The 18038-nt window shown below is 59.5% G+C and carries 17 protein-coding genes; 11 read left to right on the top strand and 6 right to left on the bottom strand.

All coding sequences use genetic code 11. The annotated features are described in order from the left end of the window. Window positions 1–8: 8 nt before the first annotated feature. Window positions 9–1193 (bottom strand): hypothetical protein, encoded by a 1185-nt coding sequence (locus K290_RS0112255; protein ID WP_028752200.1) that lies wholly within the window; start codon window positions 1191–1193, stop codon window positions 9–11. A gap of 160 nt (window positions 1194–1353) precedes the next feature. Further along, window positions 1354–2121 carry an SDR family NAD(P)-dependent oxidoreductase gene (locus tag K290_RS0112250; protein ID WP_028752199.1) on the bottom strand — a complete coding sequence of 256 codons (768 nt, stop codon included), beginning with the start codon at window positions 2119–2121 and terminating at the stop codon, window positions 1354–1356. A 317-nt stretch (window positions 2122–2438) separates the two neighbouring features. Here K290_RS0112250 and K290_RS34125 point away from each other — a divergent pair, with 317 nt between their 5' ends. From K290_RS34125 to K290_RS0112210, 8 genes are all read left to right on the top strand, one after another. Continuing rightward, entirely contained in the window at window positions 2439–3326 is an 888-nt protein-coding gene (locus K290_RS34125; protein ID WP_051264031.1) for an amino acid ABC transporter permease, read from the top strand. Continuing rightward, window positions 3326–4087 (top strand): amino acid ABC transporter ATP-binding protein, encoded by a 762-nt coding sequence (locus K290_RS0112240; RefSeq protein ID WP_028752198.1) that lies wholly within the window; start codon window positions 3326–3328, stop codon window positions 4085–4087. Before K290_RS34125 ends, K290_RS0112240 begins: the two co-directional genes overlap by 1 nt. A 40-nt stretch (window positions 4088–4127) precedes the next feature. Beyond that, window positions 4128–4958: an ABC transporter substrate-binding protein gene (locus tag K290_RS0112235; protein ID WP_028752197.1), complete on the top strand. Its 831-nt coding sequence runs from the start codon at window positions 4128–4130 to the stop codon at window positions 4956–4958. Between the two features lie 137 nt (window positions 4959–5095). Continuing rightward, window positions 5096–5971, top strand: coding sequence for a polysaccharide deacetylase family protein (locus K290_RS0112230; protein ID WP_051264029.1), 876 nt, complete (start codon window positions 5096–5098; stop codon window positions 5969–5971). Then, the gene (locus K290_RS0112225) at window positions 5968–6864 is read left to right on the top strand and encodes a polysaccharide deacetylase family protein (protein WP_028752195.1); all 897 of its coding nucleotides are present in this window, start codon (window positions 5968–5970) and stop codon (window positions 6862–6864) included. The genes K290_RS0112230 and K290_RS0112225 overlap by 4 nt, the downstream gene beginning before the upstream one ends. After that, window positions 6857–8218 carry an MmgE/PrpD family protein gene (locus tag K290_RS0112220; RefSeq protein ID WP_028752194.1) on the top strand — a complete coding sequence of 454 codons (1362 nt, stop codon included), beginning with the start codon at window positions 6857–6859 and terminating at the stop codon, window positions 8216–8218. The genes K290_RS0112225 and K290_RS0112220 overlap by 8 nt, the downstream gene beginning before the upstream one ends. Before the next feature lie 48 nt (window positions 8219–8266). Further along, complete coding sequence (gene argH, locus K290_RS0112215) at window positions 8267–9655, top strand: argininosuccinate lyase (RefSeq protein WP_028752193.1); 1389 nt, start codon at window positions 8267–8269, stop codon at window positions 9653–9655. 75 nt (window positions 9656–9730) lie between these two features. After that, window positions 9731–10657, top strand: a complete 927-nt coding sequence (locus K290_RS0112210) for a LysR substrate-binding domain-containing protein (RefSeq protein WP_028752192.1) — start codon at window positions 9731–9733, stop codon at window positions 10655–10657. Window positions 10658–10819: 162 nt separating this feature from the next. Here K290_RS0112210 and K290_RS0112205 read toward each other — a convergent pair whose 3' ends face one another. The 4 genes from K290_RS0112205 to K290_RS0112190 are packed head-to-tail and all read right to left on the bottom strand — an operon-like array spanning window position 10820 to window position 16236. Then, window positions 10820–11524, bottom strand: a complete 705-nt coding sequence (locus tag K290_RS0112205; protein ID WP_028752191.1) for a response regulator transcription factor — start codon at window positions 11522–11524, stop codon at window positions 10820–10822. A gap of 1 nt (window position 11525) precedes the next feature. Then, entirely contained in the window at window positions 11526–11903 is a 378-nt protein-coding gene (locus K290_RS0112200; RefSeq protein ID WP_028752190.1) for a response regulator transcription factor, read from the bottom strand. A gap of 2 nt (window positions 11904–11905) precedes the next feature. Continuing rightward, window positions 11906–12547: a response regulator transcription factor gene (locus K290_RS0112195; RefSeq protein WP_028752189.1), complete on the bottom strand. Its 642-nt coding sequence runs from the start codon at window positions 12545–12547 to the stop codon at window positions 11906–11908. Further along, window positions 12544–16236 carry a PAS domain-containing protein gene (locus K290_RS0112190; protein ID WP_028752188.1) on the bottom strand — a complete coding sequence of 1231 codons (3693 nt, stop codon included), beginning with the start codon at window positions 16234–16236 and terminating at the stop codon, window positions 12544–12546. The genes K290_RS0112195 and K290_RS0112190 overlap by 4 nt, the downstream gene beginning before the upstream one ends. A 367-nt stretch (window positions 16237–16603) precedes the next feature. Between K290_RS0112190 and K290_RS38860 the strand changes: the two genes are divergently transcribed. The 3 genes from K290_RS38860 to K290_RS34115 are packed head-to-tail and all read left to right on the top strand — an operon-like array spanning window position 16604 to window position 17991. Beyond that, window positions 16604–16897 (top strand): PAS domain-containing protein, encoded by a 294-nt coding sequence (locus K290_RS38860; protein WP_342426078.1) that lies wholly within the window; start codon window positions 16604–16606, stop codon window positions 16895–16897. Then, window positions 16894–17580: a sensor histidine kinase gene (locus tag K290_RS34120; protein WP_342426076.1), complete on the top strand. Its 687-nt coding sequence runs from the start codon at window positions 16894–16896 to the stop codon at window positions 17578–17580. Before K290_RS38860 ends, K290_RS34120 begins: the two co-directional genes overlap by 4 nt. Window positions 17581–17589: 9 nt before the next feature. Continuing rightward, window positions 17590–17991, top strand: a complete 402-nt coding sequence (locus tag K290_RS34115; protein WP_051264027.1) for a response regulator — start codon at window positions 17590–17592, stop codon at window positions 17989–17991. Window positions 17992–18038: the final 47 nt, after the last annotated feature.

Below are 18038 nucleotides of genomic sequence, written 5' to 3'. Positions count from 1 at the left end.
GAAGAGGATCAGGTGATTGTGTCGACCGCCACCTTGATCCAGTCGAGGCGCTTTGCCGGTATGAGGCCGTAATTGTAGAAATTTACGCCGTCGGCGCCGGCATCAACGGCCGCCTTGGCGCGTGCGGCCAGGATCGCCGGGCCGTCAACTTCCGGATAGAAGACACGCAGGCCCACCCCGAGGAACTTTTCCGGTCCGATTGCCACCCGCCCGCTCCGGATGACGTCGGCGACGGCTTCCGGATTCATGTCATAGCAGCAGAGGATCGCCCCGTCGCATAGCTTGCCAACTGTTGCGAGATCGACGCCGCCGAGCCAGCCTTCCTTCAGGTCGATAAGCACGATGCGTGTCGCCGGATCGGCTGCGGCCTTGATCTCTGCGATCAGGCTGGTCACCGGTTCGCTGCGCCAGGCGAGATAAGCGTAGAGCTCCGGATAGTCGCGAAACGCATCAATGCCGGCGGCCGGAAAGTCCGGAAACTGTTGTTCCGGAACAGCCCGTTCGCAGAGTTCCGCGATGAAGCGGGTGACCGATCTGCGCGCACCTTCGACCGGCACGCCGGCCTTCGTGGCGCGCGCCGTGCAATGATCGCAAAAGCAAAGCGACAGCAGGAAATCGTCTTCGGCGTTCAGACCGACGCCGTCTTTCTCGTGATGATATTCGTGCGCGAATCCCATGAAATTCGGACTTTCGAGCTCCACCATGTCGGGTTGATAGTTCGTCGTGATGTCACGAACGAGGGTGACGGCATAGGCGCGCGCCGCCGGGCTCGATGGGCAGAGATTGTAGTAGTTGGGATTACCAAAGGCGTTCCGCGTCACGTGATCGGGATGGAGCATGCCGAGGCGGGTATTGTGGAGGCAGACCGTCCAGCATGAGACCTTCATGTGGGTCGTGTTGCGTTCCTTAGTGAGTGCTTCCAGCATGTCGCCGCGTTCGGCCACATTCCTGGCCATCAGCGGCCGGATCTCCTTGTCCTGCCATAGTCTTTCGTCCGGCCGGAAGTAGACCGTCCCGTCCTCGGGAAAATAGGCCTTCTGTTGCGGGCTTCTCGGCTGAAAGAACCGGCCGGCGTGATAGGAGGTTGCCATGCTGACCGTGTTGAGCCCGGCGCGGCCGCGAAGGTCGGCGGCAAGCGCTTCGAGCCCCTGATCCTGAATGTCCCAAGGGTAAGTCCACATGGAAAGATGCATGGCGTGCTCCCACTAATCTGTCCACTTTTTAGAACATGTGTCCATAATAGTGTCCAGGCCGATCTTTGAGTGCGGCGGCTGTTGCACGCTGCCTAATGGTTTTGCTGGCGCTTATTGTCGCCCAGAAGATACAGTCCGACCCTTCGCCGACTACCGATGGTCAGATTGCGGTAAAGCCGTTGTCGACGAAGAGATGGATGCCGTTGACGAAGCTGGATTCGTCCGAGGCGAGATAGAGGGCGGCACGGGCCACATCTTCCGGCTCGCCGATCCGGCCTTGCTGCGCCGCGATTGCCGCATCCGAAACGTCAACGCCGAGGGCCTGCAGTTCGGCCACCTCGCGCAGGCCGTGCGGCGTGCGGATGAAGCCGGGGCAAACGGCATTGCATCGAATATTGCGGTCGCGGAACTCGACAGCAATGGCACGGGCAAACATGTGCACCGCGCCCTTCGTCGTGTCGTAGAGCACCTCCATCGGCGTTGCGGCAACCGCCGAGATCGATGATGTGCAGACGATGGAGCCACCGCCGGCGGCGATCATGCCCGGAAGCACGGCCCTGGTCATCAGGAACATCGAGCGCACGTTGACGCCATGCAACCATTCCCATTCTTCCAATGTCGTTTCGAGAAAAGGTTTGATGACGATAGTGCCGGCGTGATTGAAGAGTACGGTCACGGCACCAAAACGGTCCTCGACGCCTCTGACTGCTGCAATGACGGCGGCTTCATCCGAAACGTCGGCAACCCAGTAATCGGCGATGCCGCCGGCATCCTGGATCGCTCGCACCGTCTCTGCGGCCGCGTCGCCGTTTCGATCGATGATCGCAACCTTCGCGCCTTCCGCCGCAAACAAGCGTGAAGCCGCCCCACCCATTCCGGTGGCTCCGCCTGAAATGATGGCGATCTTGTCTTTGAGCCTGTCGGTCATTTGTTCCCCCGCTGTCATTGTCCGTTAATTTCGCAAGTCCTCGAACTTACCGGCGTCATTCCGAAACTGCGCCCGGTTTTCCTTCGAGGCAAGCCTGTTGGAAGGTCCAATCTCGAAATCCTCATCCGTTTCCTGAAACGAAAAAGGCGCCGGTCCCTCATATTCTTCTAAGTAGTTCGCCACCGTCGTAGCAGCGCGATTTATGCGATGAACGCATAAATCGCATGTTCGATTCTCGTTTGTGGATGAATTCAAAAGCAACGTAAGGTTCCTCAATTAAAGATCGAAGCTCACCAAAGAGCTCGGGGGACCGGAATTTGAACAATTCAGCGCTACCAGACGTGAATGCGCTTGTGATCGTACCGCAACGAAAAATCGGCACGAAGATGATGGCAGCGATTTGCATCATTCTGCTCCTTCTATTGGCGAGAGCCTTCTGGAAGGGAGATATTGCCTGGAGCTACGTTTCCGAGAATCTCTTCTCCAGATCCGTTCTGGCGGGTGTCGGCAACACGATCATCATGACGTTCTGCGCCATGATCGTCGGTATTGTCCTCGGCGTTATCGCCGCCATTATGCGCATGTCCGATAATCCTGTCTTACGCAGCATTTCGGTTGGTTACGTCTGGCTGTTCCGCGGTGCTCCCGCCCTGCTGCAACTTCTGTTGTGGTTCAATCTTGCGCTCATTTTTCCGACGATCGGCATTCCGGGACTGTTTTCGATCCGCACGGTCGATGTAATGACACCTTTCGTCGCCGCTCTTCTCGGCCTCGGAATTCAGCAGGGGGCTTATACCGCGGAAGTCGTGCGGGCCGGCATCCTGTCGATCGACAAGGGACAGATGGAGGCGGCTCAGTCGATCGGCATGACGAAGTTGCGGGCCACGCTGAAAATCGTTCTGCCGCAGGCCATGCGCGTCATCGTTCCTCCCATCGGTAACGAGACGATCGGCATGGTCAAGCTGACGTCGCTCGCCAGTGTCATCCAATATTCCGAGGTGCTCCGAAGCGTGGAAGACATCTACTATGTCAATTCTCGCGTCATCGAGCTGCTTATCGTGGCCACCATCTGGTACATGGTCGTCGTCACCATCCTCAGCATCCTGCAGATCTACATCGAACGGCATTTTTCGAAGGGCTGGGGCCGGCGCGACGCTTCCCGTCAGCAGCCTGTCGGCCCGGCGCTTACGGGGGAGGCCGGCTGATGGATGCGATCATCAAGGCACACGGCCTGCAGAAATATTTCGGAACATTTCATGTTCTCAAGGACATCGACTTCGAGATCATGAAGGGCGAGGTGATTTGCATCATCGGGCCTTCAGGCTCGGGAAAGAGCACGTTCCTGCGGTGCATCAATCAGCTCGAACGGATCGATGCCGGCTATGTCATGATCGACGATGAAATCGCCGGCTATCGCCGGGAAGGCAATCGATTGTTTCCTCTCCCGGACCGCGAGATCGCCCGGCAGCGGCAGGCCGTCGGCATGGTGTTCCAGAAATTCCACCTCTTTCCACATCGTACGGTCATGCAGAACATCATCGAAGGTCCGGTGGGTGTTCAGAAGCGGCCGCGGCAGGAGTGCATCGCCGAAGCGCGCGTTCTTCTCGAGCGCGTCGGTTTGGCGGATAAGGCCAACGCTTATCCAAGCGAACTCTCCGGTGGGCAGCAACAGCGCATCGCAATTGCAAGGGCGCTGGCGATGAAACCCAAGGCAATGCTCTTCGACGAGCCGACATCAGCGCTCGACCCGGAACTCGTCGGCGAGGTCCTCGGCGTGATGAAGGAACTTGCCGCTTCGGGTACGACGATGATGGTCGTCACCCATGAAATCGGCTTCTGCCGCGAAGTGGCCGACCGCATCATCTTCATGGACGGCGGCATGATTGTCGAGACGGGAACGGCCGACGAAATCCTTGAAAATCCGCGAAATCCCAGAGTGAAGAACTTCATTTCTGCGGTGCTGTAACAACAAGAACCTTGAAGAAAGATCATCAGAGGAGAAATCGATGAAACGCATCCAACTGGCCATTTCGGCGGCCCTGCTGTCCCTCGCCGCCACCACCGCATCGGCAGATTCCGGCCTGAACCTTCTCAAGGAAGGCGAATTGCGCATCCTGACCAACCCGATTTATCCGCCCATGGAATTCGTCAATCCGGACAGCGGCACCATCGACGGCTTCGATGTAGATCTTGCGAACGCCATCGCGAAGAAACTGAATCTTACGACCGTCTTCGTCACCTCGGCATTTCAGGAGCTTCAGAGCGGCCTGCAGACCGGCCGCGCCGATATGATCATTTCCGGCATGAGCGACAACGTAAAGCGCCAGGCCAGCATGGACTTCGTCGACTACATCACGAGTGGCCCGATCCTGTTCACCGTCAACGCCAACGCTGACAAATACAAGCAGGCGAGCGACCTATGCGGCAAAACCGTCGCAGGAAGCCGAAGCACCTCCTTTGGCGAAAACGTCAAGGATTGGAGCGCGGCCAATTGCGAGGGCAAGGGCAAGACGGCTATCGCCTTCGAGGGGACAGCGGATTCGAACGCCGCCCGGCTTGGTATGAAGCAGGGCCGTTATGACGCGGTCGTGCAGGGCATCGAGACGATTGCCTATCAGATGCGGCTTGAGCCCGATACCTACAAGTTGGTCGGCGACCCGCTGCTCAGCAACGACACGTTCGGCATGGCCTTCAAGAAGGACAACGCCGGTCTTCGCGATGCAGTTGCCGGGGCCTTCGATGCCCTGATCAAGGACGGCACCTACGATCAGATCCTCAAGAAGTGGGGTCTCGTCCACAATGCCGTTTCGAAGGCCGTCGTGAACGGCGTCAAGTAATTCGACAGGAGGCGCCGCGGCCCATCGGCGGCGGCGCTTCCAAATCTCATCAGCACGACGAACCCCCGGGGACGCCATCGCGTCGCCGGATGGATGGTTGCGTCCTGAAACATGGCCGAAAGCACAGACCGGATCCTATGATTGCCAAGACTGCAACCATTTCGGCGGCGAAGCCAACTCTCTGGCCAGAAGGCCGACAGTCGGCCGTGGCGCTGGCCTTTGACGTCGACGGCCCGACCGGCGACGCGATGCTCGACGGCTCGCTGCTGTCCAATCCGCGCTATTTCACGCAGGGCGCATATGGGCCCTGGCGCGCCCTGCCGCGGCTTCTGGACCTGCTCTACGCGTACGGACTGAAAGCGACCTTTTTCGTGCCGACCTGGGTGGTGGAGCATTGGCCATCGCAATGCGAGCGCATCCTGAAAGATGCACACGAGATTGCCTATCACGGTCACTATCATGAGGTCTTCATCGACCGCAGTTGGCGCCAGCAGCTCGATATCATGGAACGCTCCCGCGAGATCTTTCGCAGAAGACTGGGCGTGACGCCGGTCGGCTTCCGCACGCCTTCAGGCGACTGGAGCGAGGAAACCGCCGAACTCCTGCATGCCTTCGGCATCATCTACTCCAGTTCGATGCGCGGCGACGATCGGCCCTATTTTCACCGGGGGGCGTACGGGCGCGGACTTGTCGAGATTCCGGGGCGTTGGGATATCGATGACTACACTGCTCTCGCCTATAGCGAGGAGCCCGATTTTCCCATCGGCCTCGACCGGATATCGGCCTATGCCGACGTTCAAAGAAACTGGTGTGCCGAATTCGAGGGCTATCATCGCGAGGGACTCTGCTGGACGACGATCCTGCATCCAAAGGTCTGCGCCAAGCCCGGCCGGCTTGCGATCCTGGAAGGCCTTTTCAAAGCCATTACCGCGCATGGCTCCGGCGTCTGGACGACGCATTGCTCCGAGATCGCGAAGTGGTGGATCGGGCAACATCCGGAGACCGCATCATGACGACCGCTCCCTCCGTATCCATTTGGCCCGAAGGCAAGAGGTGCGCGGCGATCATTTCGGTGATCTTCGATGATGGCCTCGATGCGATTGCGCAGGCGCCTGATCTGAAGGGGCGCAGCAAGAGCCTTTCCGTTTGGGAATATGGTGCTGCCCGCGGTGTGGAGCGTCTGTGCAATGCATTCGCGGCTGCCGGCATATCGACGAGCTGGTTTGTGCCCGGCCTGGTCGCGGTGAACCACGAGAAGCTTCTGCGCGACGTCGTCTCGGCACATCATGAGCTCGAAAGCCACGGCTGGGCCTTCGAGCGTTACGACGCCGCAACTGCATCGGCCGCCGTGGAGCTCCTGCGGCGCAGCCGCGAGAAGCTGAGCTCGATCGCATCGAACGATGCCTCCGGCTTTCGGCTGCCGGCGGGCAACTGGCCGCGCCAGTTCGATCGGCTGCTCATTCAGGCCGGCTATTCCTGGTCAGCCTCGTTGAACGGCGACGATGTGCCCTATAGCCATCCTTCGTCGCTGGTGGAAATTCCGGTTCACATCGAACTGGAAGACCGGCCCTATTTTCAGTTCAACTTCACGCCGGCCTTTCCGAAGGGGCAGGGGCGCATACCGTCTTACGATTCAGTGCTCGGCAATTGGATAGCCGAGTTCGACGCCTACCGGAAATATGGCCTTTGCTATGTGCTGCAGCTTCGTCCGGAATGGAGCGGGACGCCGGGCAGAATTGCCCTGGTGGAGGAGTTGCTGCGGCATATCAGCAGTTTCGACGACGTGTGGTTGGCAACGGCCGCAGAGGTTGCGCGTTGGTACAATCGCAGAGGCATCGTGGCGCCCGGTGATCATCCGATCAATGTCTACGAAGCCTATGTCAGCGAGGAGCAGGCCGGTGAGTGACAATCTGGCGCGCGCCCTTGCCGAACATGTATGTTCAACGAACTTCGATGCCTTTCCCCGCGAAACGATTCACAAGGCGAAGCTACACATCCTCGATACGCTTGGTGCAGGGATCGCCGGGTCGGCATCCGGTGAAACGCGTACAATGCTGGAGACGCTCGGCATTCACGACGCGACTGGGCGCTCGCCGATTTGGGGACGGCTGATCTCGGCGGACGCCAGGACAGCCGCATTGGTCAACGGCGTGTCGGCTCATGCCTTCGAGCTCGATGACAGCGGCGGCTGCGACCATTCTGGCGCCGTCGTCCTGCCAGCCGTGCTGGCAACACTTGGCGATTACAATCAGCCGTTCAGCGGCCGCGAACTCCTGCGCAGTGTCCTGCTCGGCTATGAAGTCGGCCGTCGTGTTCTTGAAGCTGTTGGCGGATACGAAGAGCACAACGGCCTCGGTTGGCATTCCACCGGCACGTGCGGTGCTTTCGGCGCTGCCGCGGCTGTCGGCACTATGCTGACCCTCGATGCGGAGGCCATGACATCGGCGCTTGGCACTGCCTGTTCTTTTGCCGGCGGCACCTGGGCCTTTATCCATAATGGCAGCTCGACCAAGAAACTTCACGCAGGCCGCGCCGCCGAAGGCGGGCTTATGGCCGCCTATCTGGCAAAGAGAGGCTTCGAGGGTCCCGAGAGCGTATTCGAGGCAGAGCGCTGGGGCAGCTTCTTCGCAACCTTCGGCGCGGGTAGGGGCGATCCGCGGGCGCTCGTCCGCGATTTTGGACAATACTGGCGGCTCAACCGATGCTCCATCAAGCCGCACGCCACCTGTCGGGGCACTCATGCGGGGATCGATGCGCTGGATCTGCTCCTTCAACGCCACGGTCGCGAGCCTGCCGATATCGCGGCTATGGAGGTCGATATCAGCGGCTTTCAATACGGCATGTGCGGCGGCAAGATCATCGAGTCCCGCGCGCAGGCACAAATGAGCCTGCCCTATGCGCTGGCCGCGAGGCTGCGTTACGGCAAAGTCTTTCTTGCCGAGCTGGAGGAAGTGGCGTGGTCGGCAGCCGAAATCGGCCCGTTGATGGATCGTATCTCCGTCCGCATCGATCCGGCGATGAAGGATGAGGACGAACCGGCGATCACTATTGTTACGACTGCTGGTGATCGACACCGGCTGGTCGTCGACCTCCCTCTGGGAGGGCCGCAGAACCCACTGAGCGATGAACGGCTGATCGGCAAATATGCTGCGCTTGCCGGCACGGTGCTGCCGACGGCAAGGGTCGATGCTCTACGTGATTTCGTCCTCGACCTCGAAAATAAGGCCGACGCCCGCAGCCTGCTTGCGCTCGTTCAATAGAGGATGCGCCCGAGAGAGGGCAGCGTTCGTTCAAAAGGGAAGACCAAGATGAGAAACCAGAAAGAAGCCACGTGGTCCCCGCTTTTCAAGGAGGCCGTTTCGAGGGACTTCGAGAGTTTTCACGAATGCCTTGATCAGGACAAGCGCATTGCACTGCACGACGTTGCCGGCTCCAAGGTCCATGCTCAGATGTTGGCAGGCGTCGGCATCATCACGGCGGAAGAGAATGCCGACATTCAGAGCGGGCTTGACCGCATTGCCGACGAGATGCGCACGGGCGCGTTTGAATGGAAGACGGAACTCGAAGACGTTCACACCAATGTCGAAGACCGGTTGATCGCCCTGATCGGCGATGCCGGAAAGAAGCTGCACACCGCCAGATCGCGCAACGATCAGGTGGCGACCGACATCCGCCTCTATGCCCGCGAGCAACTGGATCTGCTGGCCGGCGATCTGAAAACGCTGATCGCCGCCTTCGTCGACCTGGCAGAGAAACATGCCGATGCGATCATGCCGGGCTTCACGCATCTGCAGGTGGCTCAGCCCGTGACCTTCGGCCACCATTTGATGGCCTATGCCGAGATGTTTCTGCGCGATCTCGACCGCGTCGGCGCGGCGCGGGAGCGTCTCAACGTCTCGCCTCTTGGCGCCGCCGCACTGGCGGGTACCGGCTATCCCATCGATCCCGAGTATAGTGCCGCTCAGCTCGGCTTTTCGGGGTCCTTTGCCAACTCCCTCGATGCCGTTTCCGACCGCGACTATGTGGTCGACATCTGCAGCGCCGGTGCGCTGGTCATGGGGCACCTGTCGCGTTTCAGCGAGGAGGTGATACTATGGTGTACGCCGATGTTCGATTTCATCGAAGTCGGCGATCAGTTCTGCACCGGCTCCTCGATCATGCCGCAGAAACGTAATCCGGATCTAGCGGAGTTGGTGCGCGGCAAGGCGGCTCGCGTCATCGGAAATCTCACATTTTCCGCGGCGCTGATGAAAAGCCAGCCGCTTGCCTTCAACAAGGACCAGCAGGAATCGAAACCGCCGCTGACCGACACGCTCGAAACCGTCCGCGCAGCCGTCAGCGTCACGGCCCAGATGATCCCGACCATCAAGGTGAAGCATGAAAAGATGCTGTCGGCGGCCAATCAGGGATACTCGACGGCAACCGACCTTGCCGATTACCTCGTACGCGGTGGACTGCCGTTTCGCGATGCGCACCACGCCGTTGCCGCAATCGTCGGCGCAGCACGAGACAAGCAATTGGCGACGCTCTCTGAGCTTTCGCTTGCTGATATGCAGGCCTTTGCGGCGACGATTCGCGAAGATGTCTTCAAGGTGCTGACGGTGGAAGGATCGGTCGCAAGCCGCGATCACAAAGGCGGCACGGCACCGCGGCGGGTCAGAGAGGCCGTTGAGACGGTGCGCCAGGCGATCGCCTGAGCACCTCGGTTGCCATTCGATCTGCATGCTTTATTGCTTGTTGCTCCCCGACGGAAGCGAAAAGCAAGACACCGAATGGAACCGAGATTCGATCATAACAGATTGCCGCCGCTGCAAACCCTGCAGACCTTTTCCGTCGTTGCGGAAACGGGAAGCTTCACCGCGGCCGCAGCCGAACTCAATCTCAGCCAAAGCGCAATCAGCAGGCAGGTTCAGCAGCTCGAGCACTATTTCGGCTGCAGCCTGTTCGAGCGCCATACGCGTAAGGTGGCGCTAACGGAGCGCGGTATGGCGCTGATCCCGATTGTCGACGGCCTTCTTGCCTCGCTGAAGACCTCATTCGACGCAACACGCACGACAGTCCGCTCGCTCACGATCCGCATGCCGCCCACATTTGCCCGCAAGTGGTTCCTGCCGCGCCTGCCGGATCTTCACAGCCATCATGAAGATCTGAATATCAATATCGACACCGCCTGGTTCCTGCGCCCCACCTTCTCGGTCGGCGATATCGATATGCTGATCACCTATGGCAACGGCCATTGGCCCGGCATGGACGTATTGCCGCTGTTGCGTGAACGGCTGACGCCGATGTGTTCCCCGCAACTGCTGTCGAAGCTCGGGGACCCGCCTGCGGTAGAGAACCTGCAGAGTTGTGTGCTGCTGCATTCCAACCCGCGTCATAGCGACTGGACGCTGTGGCTGCAGGCCGAGGGTGCTTATTCTTTCCAGGCGGCTCGTCACCAGGTCTTCGATACGCAGGATTTCGCAATGACGGCTGCGGCAAGCGGCTACGGCGTGACGATGGGCGACCTTGCCTTCTCGCAGCAGGATCTGGAAAGCGGCGAACTGGTGGCGCCTTTCGATCGGATCATCGACAGCGGCTACGGCTATTATGCTCTCTGGCCGGCTCGCGCCGACGCACGCCAGAAGGTACGCCCATTTTCCGATTGGCTCCAACATGCGTGCGGCGAGATGAATGTCGGTGGGGCTATCGAAGCGTGAGCGTGCGTGGGGAAGCGTGAAAGCAAGAAGACTGATCGGTGCCGGCGTCTGGCTGGGACCGATATCGCCGCTCATGTAGGCACTGAGCGACGCAAACGCAGATGCTGGCGCTTCGTAAATTCGGAACGCCAGGCGAGCCGGTGAAGGCGCGGGCGGGATCGATTATATTGTCGTCCGGTGCGCGCCAGCCTCGCGCATCGGTGCCGGCAGGGTTTCCCAGGCCCGGATCAGTTCGCCGATGGAGGCGACTTCCATTTTGTGCATGACGTTGCTGCGATGTAGCTTGACCGTCACTTCGCTGATGCCGAGATCGAAGGCGATCTGCTTGTTGAGGCGCCCGCGGGCCACTTCATAGAGAACCTCACGCTCGCGCTGCGTCAGCGTATCGAGGCGTTCGATGTTGCGCTTGGCGACCGCGGCTTGCGCCTGTCGTTCGGCATCCATCGCGATTCCGGCAGTCACAGCGTCGAGCAATGTCTGGTCCCGCACCGGTTTGGTGAGAAAATCCACCGCGCCGGCCTTCATTGCCTCGACGGTCATCGGAATATCGCCATGCCCGGTCAGGAAGATGATCGGTTTTGGGTTGCCGTTTTCGGCCAGGTGACGTTGCAGATGGAGACCGCTCGCCCCCGGCATGCGCACATCGAGGATCAGGCAGCCGGGATTGTCCAGGATATCGGCATCAAGCAATTCGCGGGTCGAGGCAAAGCTGACAGGCCGGAAACCCGCCGACAGGATCAACTCCGACAACGCCTCGCGAACGGCTGCGTCGTCATCGACAATAATGACGAGTGGCTGATCTGCTTCGCTTCTCTGCTGCGGTGATGACGGCGCCGATCTCCGCCGGAAAGATTGTTCAACTCTCATCTCAGCCTCCATCTCTCGATTTGTGTAAAGCGTTGGCAATGGCCGTGAGCAGGGCCTGGGCATCGAATGGCTTCCGGAAAAATCCGCTAATCCCTTGGGCGCGGCCTTGATCCGCTATCTCGTGGCGGCCGGTGATCAGGAACACCGGCAGCTCCGGTCGCAGCTTTCTCACCAGGTCGCGAAGCTCAAAGCCGCCAATGCCGGGCATCCCGATGTCGGTGATGAGCACGTCCAAGTCCGCTAGCCCGTTAACGAGCAGGGAGCTGGCCGACGGGTAGCCGCAGGCCTCATAGCCTGCGGATTCCAGAAGGTCGCCCACCGATTCCAATAGTCTCGGATCATCATCGACGATCGCCACAACATGTCGTGTCTTATTCATATTCAACTTCCTCCCACGCGGCGCGAGTGGGTAATCGGTATTTCCAATCTCTCCGCAATACGCACGAGATCGGCGAGCGACGCCGCCGCCATTTTCTGCATCACGTTCCGTCTATGGATTTGCAGCGTGACTTCGCTGATCCTGAGTTCCGCGGCCGCCTGCTTGTTGAGAAGACCGCTCACGACGAGCGGCAAGACCTCGCGCTCTCGTGGTGTTAGTTCGAGATAGCGTTGTCTCAGCATGCCGAGTTCCGCGCGTTCCGATCTCTTTTGCCGATCCTGGGCGATCGCAGCGTGGATGGCGGCCATGAGATCCGCGTCGCTGAAGGGCTTGGTCAGGAAGTCCACGGCGCCGTGCTTGATCGCGCGCACTGACGATGGAATGTCGCCATGTCCGGTAATGAAGACGATCGGCGGATGGTCGCCCTCTGCGATCTGCCGCTGCAGATCGAGGCCGTTGATATCAGGCAACTCGACATCGAGAATGAGGCAAGCAGGGAAATCCGGCTTGTCCGCGCGCACATAGTCGCCAGCCGATCCAAAGGCGATGGCGCGGATGCCATGCGACTCCAGCAAGTCGCCGAGCGCCTCCCGGATTCGTTCATCATCGTCCACGATGAAGACAATATGGTCATCGATCGTCATTGCGCTGCCTTCATTTCAAGCGGCAAGGTGAAGATGAACGTCGCTCCACGCGGTTCATTCTTTTCCGCCCACAATCGTCCGCCGTGCAGCTCGACGATCGAGCGGCAGATCGCCAGCCCCATGCCCATGCCATTTTCTTTTGTCGAAAAGAACGGTTCGAATATTCTCTCGGGAAATTCGATGCCCTGACCGCGATCGCTGATCTCGGTCTGGACGACATCGCCCATATGGCGCACATGGATCCCGATCACCCTGTCGTCTGCGCCGGAGTCCATCGCATCCATGCCGTTGCGAATGAGATTGATCAGAACCTGCTGAATCTGGATACGATCGACGGCAATGAACGGAAGGCCGCCATCGATCTTCACCTCCATCCGGACGCGATGCCGCAACGCTTCATCGGCCATGAGGTTACGCGCTTCGTTGATGATGTTCGAAATGGCGGTATGAAGCCTCGTGTCTATGGATTGCTTGAACAGGGCGCGAATGCGGCTGACGACGTCAGCCGCCGAGTTGGCATCCCGGATGATGCGCTCCACCGTTTTTTCCGCCCGCTCGATATTGGGCGGTTCGGCCATGAGCCAGCGCTGGCAGGCGTGCGAGTTTGCCACGACTGCGGCCAAGGGCTGGTTCACCTCATGTGCGATTGAAGCCGACAGCTCGGCCAGGCTCGCCGCCTGGCTCGCTCGTGCGAGGCCTTCCCGCGCGCGTTGCAGCTCTTCCTGAGCGCGAACTTCAGCGTCGATATCCATACAGATGACATTCCACTGCACGATCACGCCTTCGGGATTGCGCATCGGCGCGGCGCGTGTCTCGATCCAGCGATATTCGCCGTCGAACCGGCGCAGGCGATGCCTGCGCGCATAAGGCTCGCCGGTGGATAGGGAATGGGCATAGTTCTCTTTGACGCCCTGGAGGTCATCGGGATGAACACCGGCATCGAGTGTGCCGGCAAGCCGGGATTTTCCGGTTCCGTCCAGTTCTTCCAGTTTATATCCCAGAAAGTCACGGAGTTGCGGGTTGCGATAGACCGGCTCCCCGTCAGGAGCGGCGCAATCGATCATTGCGGGCAGCGTTTCGACGAGCTGCCAGAGCGAGCGTTCCCGCGTGCGCAATTCCTCCTCGATGCGCAGTTGATCATCGATGTCATGTGATAGACCGTACCACTGGACGATCTTGCCGCTTTCATCTCGCAGCGGCTCCGCACGGCCCGACATCCAGCGATAGACCCCATCCGCGCGACGCAGGCGATAGTTCAAAGAAAAGGTCTCGCCGGTGGCGAGCGAGCGGTTGAGCGTCTCCGACAATCGCGCCGTATCGTCCGGATGGACGAGAGCCGCTAGGGCGGCGGCCAGGCCGCTCTGTTCCGGCCCATCGTAAGCCCCGATATTCAAACCGAAGAACTCGATCGTTCGTCTGCTGAAGTAAACCGGCTCGCCCGTCGGACTCAACCGCCAGAGCAGGCTTGGAACCATGTCGACGATCTGCGAGAACTCCCGCTCGCGGTTGCGCAAGGCCTCCTCGGCTTTCTTGCGCTCCGTGATATCGATAAAGCCGACCAGGCTCTTGTCGGCGACGGCGCCGGGGCGGGCGGTTGTGAACAGCACGTCGATGACGCTGCCGTCCATTCGGGCTACTTTGGTTTCTTCCTGAAAGATCTCTTCACCGCGGTAACGGGCCTCGATGGAGCGGCGTATGGTGGCAATGCCCGGCTGCCAGTACCGGGTAATCGGGCCATACATCTCGCCGGTATCACTGGCGCCGAACATCTCGATGATGTGCCGGTTGACTTCTTCAACTTCCAGAGCTTCCACCGCACGCGGCAAGAATTCGGGGTGCTCGTCTATATAGGTTTTGAGCTCCGTCACGCCCTGCGCCCGCAGCTCCTTGAACAGGGGTATCAGTTTGCCTGCATCCACCTGCGCCAGTCCGATCGGCATGTAGTGGAAGAGGTCTCGGTAGCGGCGCTCGCTTTGCCGCAAGGCCTCCTGTGCGGTCTCCAGGTCATCGATGTCGAGGCAGACGCCATACCACTCCACGATCCGACCCTCCGGATCGCGCAGCGGCTCCGCACGCCCCTCGGTCCAGCGATAATTTCCGTCAGACCGATGCTGACGATACTTCATTGCAAAAGGAGTGCCAGTCTCAAAAGAGCGCGCCAGTACCTGCCCCACCGCCTGCCTGTCATCCGGGTGGACGTCGGCCAGGGATCGCGATCCGTCCGGCGCCGTCAAATCTTCCAGAGTGGCGCCGACCGTATCCATCAGGCGCTTGTTGATGTATGACAGCGTTCCTTCGGGCGTCGCGCTCCAGATCAGCGCGGGCACGGCGTCGATCAGTTGCCGCAACTGCCGCTCGCTTTCGCGTAACGCGTTCTGCGCACGCACTTCATCGTCGATGTCGATGGAGATTGCGAACCATTGCACGATGGCTCCGCTCTGATCCCGCAGCGGCTCCCAGCGGCCGTCGACCCACCGGTAAGCCCCATCCGCCCGACGTATACGGTATTTCATGGAGTCGGGCTCGCCGGTGGCGAGGGAGTGGCGGACCGTTTCCAACAGGCGGGGTGAATCTTCGGGATGGACGAGAGCCGTTATGGCTGCCGCCAGCCGGCTCATGCCCGGCTTGTCCAATTGCGCCACCTCGTCCAAACCGAAGAAGTCAAGCAAGCGCTTGTTGAAAAAGGTCGGCTCGCCTTCCGGCGTCAGACGTCTGATTTGTACGGGCACCATGTTCACGAGCTGCGAAAGCTCGTTTTCCCGCTCACGCAATGTCGCGACGCTTTGGCGCAATGTGGCCACCGCGAGCTGGTGCTGCCGGGATATGGCGGCCACGATGAGCGCGGAAAATGCCGAGATGGCCAGAAAAAGCTGCAGCATGATCTGCCTGTGTTTCTGGGACCCGGGATCGCCGATAAATTGGCTGTCGCCCGAAATCGCGAATATCGCCGTGATTAGAGCGAGAAGTGTCAAGGTGACAGCGGCGCCTTTGAACTCGAAGCGCACCGCGGCCCAAAGAAGAGGGGGCATGATAATGTAGCCGAAAGGCAGAAAACCGCTCAAGGAAAGGGCGGCGACACCGAGAAAGATCAGCCCCACGAGGCAAGCTTCCAGCCAGCGCGCGGGCGAGAGCGGGGCTTCACCGCGCCAGTTCTGGAACACGACCAGTGCCAGCGGCGCGACGATCAGGACCCCCGTGGCGTCTCCAATCCACCACAGAGGCCAAGCTGTCGTGAAGGATTGCGATTGCATGCCAAACCAGTCAAGCGTCGCACTTCCTATCGTGGCGCTTACGACCGGCGCAATGACGGCGGCAAACACGACGAATGCGAGAACTTCCTGCAAGGTTTCCAGCCGAACGGGACGCCCGCAAATGCGGTTCACAAGCCACGCGCCGACCACCGCTTCAAGAGCATTGCCGGCATAGATCAGGAGGGTTGCGGCCAACGGACTCTGGAACCACAGGTTGCTGAACAGTTCAGCCAGACACCCCGCCACTACCCACCACGGCCAGCTTTGCCGGGGGGCGAGAACGAGCGTGGCAATGAAAAGCCCGCTCGGAGGCCAAATGGAAATGCCTGTTCCCGGCACGATTGCGAGCAATTGCGCAAAGCCGCAGCCAAGGACATAGGCTACTATGAATAGCCCTAGGTGCAGGAACTGAGGGCGGGACGACCTGACGCGCATCATAGGCTGCTCCTGCGGGGCAAACAAAGCCTGGGATCGTCAGCGTTTCGAGTGGCTTATCTCGATGTCGGGACTGGCGAGCCCATGTCGCACCCTAATCTCGCGACAGCACGGCTGCAACTTATGGAAATCCATGTATCGGCGGACACGTGACGGCTTCGCGGTTCGCCATCACGACACATCTTGCGGAATGCGTTTAGAGAGCGGCTTGTAAAACCCTGTGAGACTGCCATCTTTGCCTTAATGCCGGTCATTACCTCAGTAGCCTTTCAGACCAATTGAGGTCTGCGTATGCAACCCGACGCGCATCGGAGGCGTTACACCGAAGCGTCAATATGGGGACACTTCTAGCCAGGGAAAGATTTTCTCGATGATGTTGGAAGATTTGTATCGCTTATTGAGAAGCAGCCATGTCCAAGCACAAGGGGTCGTTGATACGATGACCCAGCCGGTGGTCGTCTTGGACCAGGGTTTTTGTGTAGCGACTGCCAACAACGCTTTTATCCGCACCTTTAAAGTCGAGCGCGACGACATTTTGGGGCGCTGTTTCTTTGACCTCGGTAACGGTCAATGGGACATTGAAGAGCTTCGGCAACTCATTGCTTTGGTCATTCCAAAAGCGTCTGCCGTCATCGGATTTGAAGTGACGCACGACTTCCCGTGATCGGTCGGCGGACTTTCCTCGTCGATGCGCGTCGCCTCATTCATCCAGACGACAACAGCACCAACATCCTCGTGCTTTTCGAGGACGTAACTGAACGCCAGCGCCATGAGATCGAACAAAACTTCATCATTTCTGAAAGCCGACATCGCATGAAGAACCTGTTCGCAGTTGTGCGCGCGATTGCGATGCAAACAGGGACCGAAGATCGGACCGCAGACGAATATCGCGATGCCTTGCTGGGGCGGGTGGAGGTCGCTCTACGCGCCCAGGAACTCGTTGCAGGCAATGGAACGACCGATCTTGCGGATTTGCTGAAAAACTCAGTCGGTGAAATCGGCACGGATCGGCTTCTTTTCGAAGGGCCGGCCGTCCAGTTGTCGAGTTCCAAGGTCCTTCCGATCGGCATGATAATCCACGAAATGACTACCAACGCGACAAAGTACGGTGCCTTGTCTGTTCCCGAAGGTGAAATCCATGTGAGGTGGTCGCTGGAAACGGGGCCAAGCGACCGAACCTACCTGAATTGGGAGTGGCGAGAGAAGAACGGGCCGGCCGTTACAGCGCCAACACGCAAAGGCTACGGCACGGAATTGATCGAGGGTAGTGCTGCTCATTTAGGCGGAAAGGCGGAACTTATCTATGGCGCTGATGGTTTGGGCGCAACGATCAAACTCCCGATGTGAGGATCTGATGTGCGGACCTGCGAGAGAGAGAGAGAGAGAGAGAGAGAGGATGATGAACGCAGGCGCCTCATTCTTATCGTCGAAGACGAGTTCTTCATCGCAATGGATCTTAGGGCAGCGTTGATCAAAGGCGGCTTCGCCGTGCTCGGACCCGTCGGTTCGGTCCAGGGTGCCGTCGATCTCCTGCAAAACGAACGTCCAGATGCAGCAGTCCTCGATGTCAATCTTGGCGATGGAAAGGTGACGCCTGTCGCAGTTCTATTGCAGTCGCTGGGCGTGCCGTTCGTCCTCGCAAGCGCATGCGAAAGGTCGGAACTCCTCCAGAATGCAATCCTCGCCAGCGCAGTCAATGTTGGCAAGCCAACTGAGATGAAACATCTGCTCGATGCGATCAAGGCTCTTGGTATATAGACCTGCAGCCGAATGCCGCCATGGATTTCGACGGCGCCGTCCCAAGA

The organism is Rhizobium leucaenae USDA 9039, from assembly GCF_000426285.1.
Classification (GTDB): domain Bacteria; phylum Pseudomonadota; class Alphaproteobacteria; order Rhizobiales; family Rhizobiaceae; genus Rhizobium; species Rhizobium leucaenae.
Note: the sequence above shows the minus strand (reverse complement) of the source record. Positions and strands in the feature narration are given on the sequence as shown.

What these genes read in the sequence shown, in the direction of transcription:
- K290_RS0112190 (WP_028752188.1), bottom strand. Translation starts at nt 16,236, where the DNA reads ATGATGCGCGTCAGGTCGTCCCGCCCTCAGTTCCTGCACCTAGGGCTA.
- K290_RS0112240 (WP_028752198.1), top strand. Translation starts at nt 3,326, where the DNA reads ATGGATGCGATCATCAAGGCACACGGCCTGCAGAAATATTTCGGAACA.
- K290_RS38860 (WP_342426078.1), top strand. Translation starts at nt 16,604, where the DNA reads ATGATGTTGGAAGATTTGTATCGCTTATTGAGAAGCAGCCATGTCCAA.
- K290_RS0112255 (WP_028752200.1), bottom strand. Translation starts at nt 1,193, where the DNA reads ATGCATCTTTCCATGTGGACTTACCCTTGGGACATTCAGGATCAGGGG.
- argH (WP_028752193.1), top strand. Translation starts at nt 8,267, where the DNA reads ATGAGAAACCAGAAAGAAGCCACGTGGTCCCCGCTTTTCAAGGAGGCC.
- K290_RS0112235 (WP_028752197.1), top strand. Translation starts at nt 4,128, where the DNA reads ATGAAACGCATCCAACTGGCCATTTCGGCGGCCCTGCTGTCCCTCGCC.
- K290_RS0112195 (WP_028752189.1), bottom strand. Translation starts at nt 12,547, where the DNA reads ATGACGATCGATGACCATATTGTCTTCATCGTGGACGATGATGAACGA.
- K290_RS0112230 (WP_051264029.1), top strand. Translation starts at nt 5,096, where the DNA reads ATGATTGCCAAGACTGCAACCATTTCGGCGGCGAAGCCAACTCTCTGG.
- K290_RS0112250 (WP_028752199.1), bottom strand. Translation starts at nt 2,121, where the DNA reads ATGACCGACAGGCTCAAAGACAAGATCGCCATCATTTCAGGCGGAGCC.
- K290_RS0112200 (WP_028752190.1), bottom strand. Translation starts at nt 11,903, where the DNA reads ATGAATAAGACACGACATGTTGTGGCGATCGTCGATGATGATCCGAGA.
- K290_RS0112205 (WP_028752191.1), bottom strand. Translation starts at nt 11,524, where the DNA reads ATGAGAGTTGAACAATCTTTCCGGCGGAGATCGGCGCCGTCATCACCG.
- K290_RS0112210 (WP_028752192.1), top strand. Translation starts at nt 9,731, where the DNA reads ATGGAACCGAGATTCGATCATAACAGATTGCCGCCGCTGCAAACCCTG.
- K290_RS0112225 (WP_028752195.1), top strand. Translation starts at nt 5,968, where the DNA reads ATGACGACCGCTCCCTCCGTATCCATTTGGCCCGAAGGCAAGAGGTGC.